We start from the raw sequence: 12,017 nt of genomic DNA, 5'->3' as shown, positions 1-12,017 counted from the left end.
TCTCGTGACCGATCTCCGTGTCCTGGTACGCGTTGTCGGCCCACCCCGGGGCGGGCTCATCGCCGTCGCCCCTGGACCGCCTCCTCGTAGCGCTTGGACTCGACGTCGGTCAGGTCACGCGCGGAGAGGATGTCCCAGTCGTTGTCAACTTGATCGGCCTCGGCGAGCAGGATGGCCAGCCGTCGCCCGCGTCGTGCGGTCGCGTACACGATCATCACGTCGTCGCCGAGGTGTCGGATGACCCGTCGTGCGCTGTGCAGCGCCTCCCACACCTCGCCGGGAGTGACGTCGTGGACCTTCAGGTTGCCCAGTGCCTCGTCGGTGAAGCTGAACCTGCTGCCCACGCGGGGAGCGTACCACGCACGTAACACGACGAGCAGGGGACAGGACGAGCAGCGGATGGCTGGTCGGCCGCGCTCTGGACGAGGGTGCAAGGATGGGAACGGCGTTACCGGGACGGGGAAGTGCCGGCGACGATGGCCAGATCCGGATGGAGGGGGCCGTGTGAAGCGTCAGGCGTATCAGCCGATCCTGATCACAGACGCCTCGCGTAGCCAGGACGACCAGCTACGCAGTCGCCAACGGCGGTACATCGTGATGATGTCCATCCGGGCGCTCTGCGTCGTCCTCGGTGCCATCCTGGTCGGCGCCAAGGCGCCACTTCTCTGGCTCTGGTTGCCGCTCTGCGCGGTCGGCATGGTCCTGATCCCGTGGTTGGCCGTACTGCTCGCCAACGACCGGCCGCCCAAGGAGGAGCACCGGATCGGTGCCCGGATGCGTCGCTCGCACATCGACGACACCCCGCCGCGCGCCCTGGTCGCCGAGGAGAAGCCACACCGGGTCATCGACGTCGAGCCCTGATCCGGGCGGAGCTGGCACGAGCGGAAGGGCGGCTTGCGGGAGTGGTCAGGAGGACCAGCATTGGGTGACTGGGGCAGCGGCAACTTCGACAGCGACACCGCCGCGGACCATCTGTCGATGATCACCGACCGGTTGCTGAACGAGGTCGCCGAGGCGATGGCGGGCGATCCCGTGCGGATCGAGCCAGACGAGTACTGGGGCGTGGCGGTGCCGTGCAACCTCGAACTGCTCTACCGGTTCGCCGAGCTGGGCTACGTCGGTGTGCAACTGCCGAACCCCGACCTCGCCGCCGAGTGGAAGCGGCGCTACCTGGCCGTCTGGGAGGAGAACATCGGCGAGTTCGGGTCGGCGGAGTACCAGGAGCGTCGGCGGGCCGTACTGGTGGAGACGTTCGACCGGCTGATCGAGGCGTCCCGGCGCGAGACCGTGCACGCCCTCTGACCGGTCATCGGGCCGGCTGACCGGTTACCGCCGGGCTCCGGACCGGTCGCGTCATCCGGGCCCGTCGGCCACCGGCCGGGCACCGAGGGTGGCGACCGCCGCCGCGCCGAGTTCCGCCGCCCGGTCCAGCGCCTCGGCCGGTCCCGCCCCGGTCACCCAGGCCGCGAGCAGGCCGGCCGCGAACGCGTCCCCCGCGCCGGTCACGTCCCGGACCGGTACCCGGCGGGCGGCCGCCTCGACCACGCCGCCGTCCGGCCCGGCCCAGACCGAGCCCTCGGCGCCGTTCTTCACCACCGCGTGCCGGGTCACCCCGGCCAGCGTGCGGGCCTGGTCGGCCGGAGCTCCCGGACCGGCCAGCACCGCCGCCTCGTCCGCGTTGGCGAGGAGCAGGTCGGCATCCCGTACCCAGGCCAGGAACGCCGCCGGGCCGACCCGGCGCAGCGGCTCGGCGGAGGCCGCGTCGACGCTGGTGGTCAGCCCGCGTTCGCGCGCGGCGACCAATGCCCGCCGGCCCGCCTCCCGCGACCCGGCGTCCAACAGGGTGTACGCGGACAGGTGCAGATGAGCCGCGTCGGGCGTTTCCGCCAGCGCGGCGGCGACATCGTCCGGCGCCAGCCGGAGGTTCGCGCCCCGCTCGGTGATCATGGTCCGTTCACCGTTGCCGGCGAGCACTATCACCGTGCCGGTCGGGGTGTCCGGGTACCGGCGCACCGCGCACCGCACCCCCAGCCCGGTCAGTTCGGCGAGCCGGGACCGGCCGGCATCGTCGGAGCCGACCGCACCGACCAGGGTCACCGGATGTCCCCGCCAGGCCAGCCAGGCCGCGGTGTTGGCGGCCTGACCGCCCCCGGTGACCCGGATCCCGGCCGGGGTGTCCGAGCCGGCCGCCAGCGGGCCGGAGAGCATCGCGACGACGTCGGTGACGATATCGCCGACCACGACGATCCGGGCTGACGCCGGAGTCATCCCCGCTCGGCGGCGGCGACGGCGATCTGTGCCGCAAGCGCCGCGTTCCGCAGGATGATCCGGACGTTCACCGCCAGGCTCGCTCCCTCGGTGGCGGAGTGGAAGTGGGCCAGCAGGAACGGGGTGACCGCCTTGCCGGTGATCCCGTCGGCCGCCAGCCGGGCCAGCCCGTCGGCCAGGGTCCGGTCGTGCAACTCCGGATCGAGCTGTTCGTCCACCGGCAGCGGGTTGGCCACGATCACGGCGCTCGGCTGGACCCGGTGCGCGGCCCGGGCCGCCAGTACGGCGGCGGCCTGCTCCGGCGACTCGACCGACCAGTCGAGGTCGAATCCGCCGTCGGTGACGAAGAAGCCCGGGAAACGGCGGCTGCGGTAGCCGACCACCGCCACGCCCAGGGTCTCCAGCCGTTCCAGGGTCGCGCCGACGTCGAGGATCGACTTGACGCCGGCACAGACCACCGTGATCGGGGTCCGGGCCAGGGTGATCAGGTCGGCCGACTCGTCGAAGGTCTGCGCCGCCTCCCGGTGCACACCGCCGAGCCCGCCGGTGGCGAACACCCCGATTCCCGACGCGGCGGCGACCGCGCTGGTGGCGGCCACCGTCGTCGCCCCGTCGGCGCCGGTCGCGGCGGCCACCGCCAGGTCGCGTACGGAGAGCTTGGCCACCCCGTCGGTGCTGGCCAGCCGGGTCAACTGGGCGTCGTCGAGGCCCACCACCAACTCGCCGCCCACCATGCCGATGGTCGCCGGCACCGCACCGTTCGCCCGTACCGCCGATTCGATCTCCCGGGCCACCCGCAGGTTGTCCGGGCGGGGCAGGCCGTGCGAGACGATCGTGCTCTCACAGGCGACGACGGGAAGTCCGGCGCGCAGTGCCTCGGCCACCTCGGCGCCGTACCGGATCTGAAAATCGGTCACGGCTGACCACCGTACGGGTCCGGTCGACGGGGTGTTCCGGTGGACCGTTCGGCAGTGACCTGCCAGACTTGACCGTTGGCGGGGTCACTTAGGGAGGAATCACTGCCGTGAGCACAGAGGTTCTCGAGCGTCCAGAGCTGAAGGACGCGGACACCGGGCCGGAAATGTTCCATTACGTCCGGAAAGAAAAGATCGCCGAAAGTGCGGTCATGGGGACCTTCGTGATCGCACTCTGCGGCGAGACGTTTCCGGTCACCAAGGCGGCCAAGCCTGGGTCGCCGGTCTGTCCCCGCTGCAAGGAGATCTACGACTCCATGCGTGACTGAGCCGGTGCGGCGGGTCCCGCCGGCCGCGTAACATCCTGCGGTGACCCCCGGTGCCGCCTTGCTCCTCGCCGACCTGACCGGTGTGGCGATCTTCGCCGCCTCCGGTGCGTCCGCTGCGGTGGCGAAGCGGCTCGACCTGTTCGGCGTCGTCTTCGTCGGGTTCGTCGCCGCCCTCGGCGGTGGGATCTTCCGCGATCTGGTGATCGACGAGGCACCGCCGCTGGCCTTCGCCGACTGGCGGTACGCCGTGACCGCCGCGGTCACCGCGGTGGCGGTCTTCTGGCTGCATCCCCAGCTTGCCCGACTGCGTACCACCGTGCTGGTCCTCGACGCGGCCGGGCTCGGCCTGTTCACCGTCACCGGCACGCTCACCGCGCTGCGCGCCGGCCTGCCGCCGGTCGGCGCCTGTGTGATCGGCATGCTCACCGGGATCGGCGGCGGGCTCGGCCGGGACCTGCTCACCGGGGAGATCCCGGTGGTGCTGCGGCGCGAGATCTACGCGGTGGCGGCGCTGGCCGGCGCGGTCGCGGTGGTCGGCCTGGACCGTGCCGGCCTGGCCGGCCCCGGGCCGCTGACTCTCGCCGCGCTGTTCGTCTTCGTGGTCCGGCTGGTGGCGCTGCGCCGGAGGTGGTCCGCGCCGGTCGCCGCCGAACGGTCGGCACGCGATCCGCTGCCCGACCGGTCGGGCCCGGACGAGGCGTGACGGCTGCGGCCGGATGTGACGGCCGAGGCCGGATGTGACGGCTGCGGCGCTGGTGTCGGCTGGGTCCACCGGGGCGGGCTGGTTATGCTGATACGGCCTTCGCGCCAGCTCGACTCGATCCGGCCGCGAAGGCGTTTTCGTGCGGTCGGATACGTGCCGTAGGAGGGGAGTGTTCTGCGTGGGAGCCCGGCTGCCGGCCATCGAATCGTTCCCGTCGCTGCGGGCGTGGCAGCGTAAGGCTCTGGTCGAATACCTGCGGCGCCGGTCCGACGACTTCCTGGCGGTCGCGACGCCCGGTGCCGGCAAGACGACGTTCGCGCTGCGGATCGCCGCCGAACTGCTGGCCGACGGCACCGTCGAGGCGGTCACCGTCGTCGCACCGACCGAGCACCTGAAGACCCAGTGGTCCGTCGCCGCCGCCCGGGTCGGCATCCAGCTCGACGCCGCGTTCCGGAACGCCGACCTGCACTCGTCGACAGACTTCCACGGTGCGGTCGTCACCTACGCCCAGGTCGGCGTCGCACCACAGGTGCACCGGCGCCGGACGATGACCCGGCGCACCCTGGTGATCCTGGACGAGATCCACCACGCCGGCGACTCCCGATCCTGGGGCGACGGCGTCAAGGCGGCCTTCGAGCCCGCCGTACGCCGCCTGATGCTGACCGGCACGCCGTTCCGGTCCGACGACAACCCGATCCCCTTCGTGGCGTACGAGCGGGGCGGTGACGGCCTCCAACGGTCCCGCGCCGACTCCGTGTACGGCTACTCCGACGCGCTGAACGAGGGCGTGGTCCGCCCGGTGATCTTCCTGGCGTACTCGGGGGAGACCCGGTGGCGTACCAGCGCCGGAGACGAACTGGCCGCCCGGCTGGGTGAGCCGATGACCCAGGACCTCATCGCCCAGGCCTGGCGTACCGCCCTCGATCCGGCCGGCGACTGGATGCCGCAGGTGCTGCGGGCCGCCGACGCGCGGTTGCAGGTGCTCCGGGCGGGTGGGATGTCCGACGCCGCCGGTCTGGTGATCGCCAGCGACCAGCAGGCCGCCCGCGCGTACGCCCGGCTGATCGAGCGGGTGACCGGCGAGCGGGCGGTGGTGGTGCTCTCCGACGACCAGGGCGCCTCGGCCCGGATCGCGGCATTCGCCCTGTCGGACCAGCGCTGGATGGTCGCGGTGCGGATGGTGTCCGAGGGCGTCGACATCCCCCGGCTGGCGGTCGGCGTCTACGCGACCAGTGCCTCCACCCCGCTGTTCTTCGCCCAGGCGATCGGCCGCTTCGTCCGGGCCCGCCGGCCCGGGGAGACCGCCTCGGTCTTCCTGCCCAGCGTGCCGCACCTGCTCGGACTGGCGAGCGAGATGGAGGCCGAGCGGGACCACGTGCTCGGCGCGCCGAAGCGGGGCGACGGGCTGGACGACGAGCTGCTGGAGCGCGCCCAGCGCTCCGAGCAGGCGAGTGGGGAGCTGGAGAAGCGGTTCGAGGCGCTGTCCGCGACCGCCGAGCTGGACCAGGTGATCTTCGACGGCGCCTCCTTCGGCACCGCCGCCCAGGCCGGTACGCCGGAGGAGGAGGAGTATCTCGGCCTGCCGGGACTGCTCACCGCGGACCAGGTCTCGGTGCTGCTGAACAAGCGCCAGGCCGAACAGTTGGCCGCGCAGCGGCGGCGGAAGGCCGATGAACCGGTGCCGGCACCCCGGGCCGCCAGCGCGCCGCTCAGTGCGGCGGAACGGCGGGTCTCGTTGCGCCGGCAGCTCAACGCGCTGGTGGCGGCGCACCATCATCGTACGGGGCTGCCGCACGGCAAGATCCATGCGGAGCTGCGTCGCCGGTGCGGTGGTCCACCCAGTGCACAGGCCACGATCGAGCAGTTGGAGGAGCGGATCGCCACCGTGCAGACGCTGTGATCTGCGGCCCGACCCCGGCCGAACGGCACAACGGGTGGGCCGGCGGAACGGCGCGACCGTACGGCGCACGGCGGGACGACCAGGATGGCCGGGGCCGACGGTGCACCCCTGCCGGTGGAGCCCGCACGGGACCCACCCGACGCACCCGCTCCGGTACGCCGATCCGGAATAGGCGACCGGAGGTGTCCTTTCGGAGCACCCCCGGTCGGCTATGTCCTGTCTTGGTCAGTTCGCCATCAAATCGGCGCCACGCCAGCTAAATTCCGGGTCAGCCGCGTACCGCACCGTGATCTTCACGAGATCCTCGGCGTACTTGTTCGCGTGATGTCCACAGAACACCAGCTCGCTCCCACCCGCGAGGGTGATCCGGAGCTTGCCGGCTGCGTTACAGCGGTCGCACCGTTCATCGGCGGCTGGGGGAGCCACCGTCTCGGGCGGCGGCGTGAGGGTCGGGGTCATCGCCTGTCCTCCTGCGGTCGTCACCGATGAACTTTCTCTTCGGTCATTGCTCACCTATCGTGCAACACCCTTGTGGGGCGTGGCCTTCCCAGTGTGCCCCCGGGGGACCGATGTCACACGTGGTAGAGACAGTGTGCCGTGCCACCAGGGTGCCACGTCAACGATCACCCGTGGGGAACCAACCGATCACCATGCACCGTTGTACGTCTGGTGATCAGACCGACACGACCGGTTGACTTTTGTGATCAGTCAAGATAATCCCGGAGGACCTGCGAACGGGACGGATGGCGCAGCTTCGACATCGTCTTGGACTCGATCTGGCGGATCCGCTCGCGGGTGACGCCGTACACCTGACCGATCTCGTCCAACGTCCGCGGCTGCCCGTCGGTGAGCCCGAAGCGCAGCCGTACCACGCCCGCCTCCCGCTCGGAAAGCGTCTGGAGCACCTGCTGGAGCTGGTCCTGCAGCAGCGAGAAGGAGACCGCGTCGACCGCGACGACCGCCTCGGAGTCCTCGATGAAGTCGCCGAGCTGGCTGTCGCCCTCGTCGCCGATGGTCTGGTCGAGCGAGATCGGCTCCCGGGCGTACTGCTGGATCTCCAGTACCTTCTCGGGTGTGATGTCCATCTCCTTCGCCAGCTCCTCGGGCGTGGGCTCGCGGCCCAGGTCCTGAAGCAGCTCGCGCTGGATCCGGCCAAGCTTGTTGATCACTTCGACCATGTGCACCGGGATGCGGATGGTGCGGGCCTGGTCGGCCATGGCGCGGGTGATGGCCTGGCGGATCCACCAGGTGGCGTAGGTGGAGAACTTGTAGCCCTTGGTGTAGTCGAACTTCTCGACCGCGCGGATCAGGCCGAGGTTGCCCTCCTGGATCAGGTCCAGGAACGCCATGCCCCGCCCGGTGTACCGCTTGGCCAGCGAGACCACCAGCCGCAGGTTCGCCTCCAGCAGGTGGTTCTTCGCCCGCTCGCCGTCCCGGGAGATCCACATCAGGTCGCGCTGCATCTCCCGGACGAGCTTCTCCTCGCCCTCCTCGGCGGCGCGCAGCCGCTCGGCGGCGTAGAGGCCGGCCTCGATCCGCTTGGCCAGCTCGACCTCCTGCTCGGCGTTGAGCAGCGGAACCTTGCCGATCTGCTTGAGGTACGCCCGGACCGAGTCCGCCGAGGCGGTCAGCTCGGCGTCCCGACGCGCCTGCTTGAGCGCCTCGGACTCCTCGTCGTCCCACTCGAAGTCGTTGTCGGTCGCCGCCTCGGCCGCGTCGGCCTCGGCCGCCTTGGTCAGCTCGACCGGCTCCTCGACCACCACGTCCTCGATCTCGGCGGCAAGCGCCTCCGGATCGATGTCCGCGTCCCCGGGCCCGTCCGGGTCGCCGGGTTTGCCGGTGGCGCCCTTGGCGCCTTTGACCGGTCCCGCGGCCGCACCGGGCTTAGCGGTACGTCCGGCCTTCGCTGGGCCCTTGGCGGCCGTCTCAGTGCCCTTCGCGGCCACCTTGGCGCCGGGGGCCGCGGGAGTGCCGTCGGCGGCGAGCGTGGGTTTGCGGGGCGCGGCCTTCCGCGGTCCGCCCGCCTCTTCGGCGGCGGGCGCCTGTTTGGGGGCAGGCGGAGCCGACTTCTTGGTCGCCTTGGCGGTGGTGGCCCGGGAAGCGGGGGTGGCGGACCGGGCGGCGGCGACCCGGCGGCGGGTGCTCGCGGAGCCGTCGACCACAACGGTCACCCCGGCGTCCGAGAGCGCACGCAGGATCTTCTTGGCCTGGGCCGGAGTCACCTCGGCAGTCTCGACAGTGCGCGCCAACTCGGCCGACGTGAGCTGGCCGCCGGCGTTCTGCGCGTGGGCGATCAGGGTGTCGGTGAGCGAGCGTACGTCGGCGCCGATGTGGCGGGGTTCTGTCACGAATGACCTTCCGGAGGCGATGAGCGGGCACGGCCGGGGTCGGCCGGCGCAGCGCGATGCGTCGTGCCGGGCCGATGTGGTTGAGGAACCCCCGTGTCCCGGGCCGGCCGGTGCTCGGCGGTCCGTGGCGCGTGGGCAGGGGTGAATTGTAACGCCGTCTGCGGCGATCATCCCCCGCCGCACGCCGGAGACGCGGTCCGGGGCTGCCGACTCGATGCGCGTGTGGACTTTGTAAGGATGATACTCGCGCCGGGCACGGTACGTCACAGGCGTGCGGAAGGGGACGTCATGGACGGCACGAGACCGGGTCGGGACGAACTACTGGAGATCGCGGTCGAGGTGGCGCGGCAGGCGGCCGACACCGCCCGCCGGATGCGCGCGGACGGGGTGTCCGGGATCAGCACCAAGAGCACGGCGACCGACGTGGTCACCGCGGCCGACCGCGCGGTGGAACGCGAGGCGGTCGCGACCCTGCGGGCGGCCCGGCCCGGAGACGCCGTCCTGGGTGAGGAGTACGGCGGTGCCGACGGCACCGGGCCGGGCGGTGACGCCGGGGTGCGGTGGATCCTGGATCCGATCGACGGCACCGTGAACTACCTGTACGGGCTGCCGCACTACGCCGTCTCGCTGGCGGCCGAGGTCGACGGCGAGGTGGTCGCCGGAGTGGTCCGCAACGCGGTCACCGGCGACGAGTGGACGGCGATCCGGGGCGGCGGTGCCTACCGGGCCGGCGAGCGGCTGCGGTCCTCGACCGAGACGGACCTCGGCAAGGCACTGGTGGCCACCGGCTTCGGCTACGACCCGGCGCGCCGGGCCCACCAGGCCGGCGTGTTGGCCGAGCTGATCCCGCACGTGCGGGACATCCGCCGGTTCGGCGTCGCGTCGATCGACCTGTGCCTGGCCGCCGAGGGATCGGTCGACGTGTACTACGAGAAGGGCCTCAACCTCTGGGACCACGCGGCCGGTGGGTTGATCGCCACCGAGTCCGGGCTCCGGGTCGACGGGCTGGCCGGGGCCGGTCCCGGGCCGGACCTGGTCATCGCCGCGCCGCCGGCGTTGTTCGGCCCGCTGCACGACCACCTGGCCCGGCTCGACGCCGCGGGCGGGCCGTAGGTCCGCGGCCGCCGGGGCCGGGGGGCCGGGGCCGGGGCTGGGAGGAGCTTTCCGGTCCCCGCTCCGGGCCGGCGGAACCTCACGGCCGCCGCCCGACCGGTCCGACCAGGTCGGCTCAGGTCAGGTTCGGGTCGGCGCAGGTCTGGGCCGGCAGTTGCGGCCCGCCGCCGCCCTGGGCCAGTGCCTGGCTCACCTCGGTGATGGTGGCCAGTTGCTTGAAGTCGGAGCCGATCACCACGTCCACCACGTCGGTCTTGCGCTCCAGCTCGAACTCCGGCTTCGCCTCGTTGAGGAAGTACGCCTTCAGCACGTGGTAGGAGCCGACGCCCTTCGGCCCGTACCGCAGCACGGCGACCTCGTCGTCGACGCCCTTGTTCTTCGGCTCGTTGCCCGCCTTGAGGACCTGGAACTTCCGGTTCTGGAAGTCCTCCTTCACGGCGTTGGCCAGGTTGGGGGTCGAGGTCGCGTTGAAGACGTTGATCTTGATGTCCTCCGGCAGCCGTAACCGCGCGTCGGCCAGCTTGTAGCCGGCCGGGCACGACTCGGCGGTGTCCTTGCCCGCCTGAGTGTCCCGAACCAGGGTGACGGCGACGAACACCAGGGCGATCACCGTGAGCACGCCGACGACGATGAGGGCTCGGACGCGCGCGAAACTCATCTGGTTGGCTCCCCGAGGTTTGTCTGTGACGGATGCCGGCCGCCGGTGCGAGTCGGCCGCCGTGGCTATCGAGTATGCCGGTGACACCAGCCGTTGTCCGACCGGGTGTGGAAACCGCCGAATTTGTCGGCGCGCCGACGACGATCGGCCGACCACTACCCCTATCTTCGTGTCGCCTGAGTCACATTGGGAACAACTCCGCGCGCTCGGACGTACATGCATGCCGCAGGGACGGTATACATGCCTCGCCCGAAGGGGGGTAAGGTACCCCGCTCGCCGGGGGAGTTCCGCCCGGCGGCCGCGACCCGGAGAACGTGCGCCGGGTCGGGCGACCGGAAGTGAAGGCCGGCCAGCGGGAACCGAAACAGCGTCCTCCGGCGTTACAACCGGAAGCGACTATATCGATATGGGAGAGTGAGACCGATGGCCACCGACTACGACGCCCCGCGTCGCGACGAGGTCGACCTCGGCGAGGACAGCCTGGAAGAGCTCAAGGCTCGGCGGGTCGACTCACAGTCGGCCGCCGTGGACGTCGACGAGGCCGAGGTCGCCGAGAGCTTCGAGTTGCCCGGTGCCGACCTGGCCGACGAGGAGCTCACCGTCAAGGTGCTGCCGATGCAGTCGGACGAGTTCCGCTGCGCGCGCTGCTTCCTCGTACACCACCGCAGCCAGCTCGCGGTGGAACGCAACGGTGACCTGATCTGCCGCGAGTGCGCCTGAGCTTCCCGGGGACGGGAAGTGGTTCCCCGGCCAGGGGATCCGATCCTCCGCCGACGGGTTCGGGTTCTCCGGGTCCGGGGAGCGGCGACCTCCACGGCTGGAGGTCGCCGCGGGTGATTCGGCATGCGCAGTGGTGGGTACCTGCTTGACTCGATCCACGTGGCTCGACGCCTAGCCGACCGCCACGCGCATGGAGGTCATGATGAGCCGATCCGACCAGGCGCCGGATGCTCCGTCGCCGGCATCCACCGGGACCGGTGGGGCAGCCGACCCGACCCCGGGCTCGGAACTGGTCCCTCGGGACGAGGAGCTCGGCGCGACGGTCGCCGCGCTCACCGACGACGACCTCGGCCGGGGCGGCCGGCGGCGGCTGTTGGGCCGACTCGTCGGTCAGGTGCGGGCCCGTGGCACCAGCAGCCTGTTCAAACCGAAGGCGGCGCTGCGCTGGCTGACCGACACGGTGGCGGAGATCGCGCCGCACGTTCCGATCCGTGACCGGGAGACCCTGCGCCGGCACTTCGACGGGCTGGACGGCGACGCCCTCGCCGCGCGGCTGGTCCGCAACGCGGTCCGGGCCACGGCCGGGGTGGGCGCCGCCGGTGGCGGCGTGGCGGCGGTGGAGTGGGTGGCGACCCCGACCCTGCTCTCGGCGCCGGTGCTGCTGGCCGCCGAGACCGTCGCCGTGGTCGCCATCGAACTGAAGCTGATCGGCGAACTGCACGAGGCGTACGGCGTACAGGTGCCGGGCACGGCCGGTCAGCGGGCGATGGTGCTGCTCCGGTCCTGGGCCGCCCAGCGCGGGGTCAACCCGCTCGTGCCCGGAGTGGGTGTGGGCGCGGTGCTCGGCACGGCGGCCCGCAACGAACTGCGGGACCGGCTGCTACGGCGCTTCGGGCGCAACCTGACCACGCTCGGCCCGTTCCTCACCGGAGCGGCCGTGGCGGGCTTCCTCAACGGCCGGGCCACCCGTGGGCTCGGCAACCGGATCCGGGAGGACCTGCGGCCGCATCCACCGGCGATCGGCGACTGAGCACCCCGACGAGTGCGGCTCCGGCCGGCTCGTG

General features: G+C 71.7%; 14 protein-coding genes. 8 read left to right on the top strand and 6 right to left on the bottom strand.

The genetic code is table 11. The features are described from left to right. Positions 1–56: 56 nt before the first annotated feature. The gene (locus tag ACFP2T_RS13140) at positions 57–344 is read right to left on the bottom strand and encodes a hypothetical protein (RefSeq protein WP_377421192.1); all 288 of its coding nucleotides are present in this window, start codon (positions 342–344) and stop codon (positions 57–59) included. Between the two features lie 160 nt (positions 345–504). On the opposite strand from ACFP2T_RS13140, the gene ACFP2T_RS13135 reads away from it, so the two are divergent. Both ACFP2T_RS13135 and ACFP2T_RS13130 read left to right on the top strand, forming a co-directional pair. Beyond that, complete coding sequence (locus tag ACFP2T_RS13135) at positions 505–861, top strand: DUF3099 domain-containing protein (protein WP_377421190.1); 357 nt, start codon at positions 505–507, stop codon at positions 859–861. Positions 862–921: 60 nt separating this feature from the next. Further along, the gene (locus tag ACFP2T_RS13130; RefSeq protein WP_377421188.1) at positions 922–1,302 is read left to right on the top strand and encodes a DUF4259 domain-containing protein; all 381 of its coding nucleotides are present in this window, start codon (positions 922–924) and stop codon (positions 1,300–1,302) included. A 51-nt stretch (positions 1,303–1,353) separates the two neighbouring features. Here ACFP2T_RS13130 and ACFP2T_RS13125 read toward each other — a convergent pair whose 3' ends face one another. Beyond that, a complete protein-coding gene (locus ACFP2T_RS13125) occupies positions 1,354–2,268 on the bottom strand; it encodes a carbohydrate kinase family protein (RefSeq protein ID WP_377421186.1) in 915 nt (304 codons plus the stop codon). After that, positions 2,265–3,185: a pseudouridine-5'-phosphate glycosidase gene (locus ACFP2T_RS13120; protein ID WP_377421184.1), complete on the bottom strand. Its 921-nt coding sequence runs from the start codon at positions 3,183–3,185 to the stop codon at positions 2,265–2,267. The genes ACFP2T_RS13125 and ACFP2T_RS13120 overlap by 4 nt, the downstream gene beginning before the upstream one ends. A gap of 107 nt (positions 3,186–3,292) precedes the next feature. On the opposite strand from ACFP2T_RS13120, the gene ACFP2T_RS13115 reads away from it, so the two are divergent. The 3 genes from ACFP2T_RS13115 to ACFP2T_RS13105 all read left to right on the top strand — a co-directional run bounded on the left by ACFP2T_RS13115 (position 3,293) and on the right by ACFP2T_RS13105 (position 6,114). Next, positions 3,293–3,511 (top strand): DUF3039 domain-containing protein, encoded by a 219-nt coding sequence (locus ACFP2T_RS13115; protein ID WP_121159119.1) that lies wholly within the window; start codon positions 3,293–3,295, stop codon positions 3,509–3,511. Positions 3,512–3,551: 40 nt separating this feature from the next. Further along, entirely contained in the window at positions 3,552–4,214 is a 663-nt protein-coding gene (locus ACFP2T_RS13110; RefSeq protein WP_377421181.1) for a trimeric intracellular cation channel family protein, read from the top strand. A gap of 178 nt (positions 4,215–4,392) precedes the next feature. Continuing rightward, on the top strand, positions 4,393–6,114 hold the full coding sequence (locus ACFP2T_RS13105; RefSeq protein WP_377421179.1) for a DEAD/DEAH box helicase: 1,722 nt from the start codon (positions 4,393–4,395) through the stop codon (positions 6,112–6,114). Positions 6,115–6,339: 225 nt separating this feature from the next. Here the strand turns inward: ACFP2T_RS13105 and ACFP2T_RS13100 are convergent, their stop codons facing one another. Beyond that, a complete protein-coding gene (locus ACFP2T_RS13100) occupies positions 6,340–6,573 on the bottom strand; it encodes a DUF7455 domain-containing protein (protein WP_184533193.1) in 234 nt (77 codons plus the stop codon). A gap of 245 nt (positions 6,574–6,818) precedes the next feature. After that, entirely contained in the window at positions 6,819–8,462 is a 1,644-nt protein-coding gene (locus tag ACFP2T_RS13095; protein ID WP_377421177.1) for an RNA polymerase sigma factor, read from the bottom strand. Between the two features lie 288 nt (positions 8,463–8,750). Here ACFP2T_RS13095 and ACFP2T_RS13090 point away from each other — a divergent pair, with 288 nt between their 5' ends. Then, positions 8,751–9,575 carry an inositol monophosphatase family protein gene (locus ACFP2T_RS13090; protein ID WP_377421175.1) on the top strand — a complete coding sequence of 275 codons (825 nt, stop codon included), beginning with the start codon at positions 8,751–8,753 and terminating at the stop codon, positions 9,573–9,575. Positions 9,576–9,690: 115 nt separating this feature from the next. Here the strand turns inward: ACFP2T_RS13090 and ACFP2T_RS13085 are convergent, their stop codons facing one another. Beyond that, a complete protein-coding gene (locus ACFP2T_RS13085; protein ID WP_377421174.1) occupies positions 9,691–10,233 on the bottom strand; it encodes a LytR C-terminal domain-containing protein in 543 nt (180 codons plus the stop codon). 423 nt (positions 10,234–10,656) lie between these two features. Here ACFP2T_RS13085 and ACFP2T_RS13080 point away from each other — a divergent pair, with 423 nt between their 5' ends. Next, a complete protein-coding gene (locus ACFP2T_RS13080; protein WP_101370510.1) occupies positions 10,657–10,953 on the top strand; it encodes a DUF4193 domain-containing protein in 297 nt (98 codons plus the stop codon). Positions 10,954–11,152: 199 nt separating this feature from the next. Further along, positions 11,153–11,983: a hypothetical protein gene (locus tag ACFP2T_RS13075; protein ID WP_377421172.1), complete on the top strand. Its 831-nt coding sequence runs from the start codon at positions 11,153–11,155 to the stop codon at positions 11,981–11,983. Positions 11,984–12,017 lie beyond the last annotated feature (34 nt).

Origin of the sequence: Plantactinospora solaniradicis (assembly GCF_042658085.1) — a bacterium.
Taxonomy (GTDB): Bacteria; Actinomycetota; Actinomycetes; order Mycobacteriales; family Micromonosporaceae; genus Plantactinospora; species Plantactinospora solaniradicis.
This window is presented reverse-complemented; position numbering and strand designations above follow the sequence as displayed.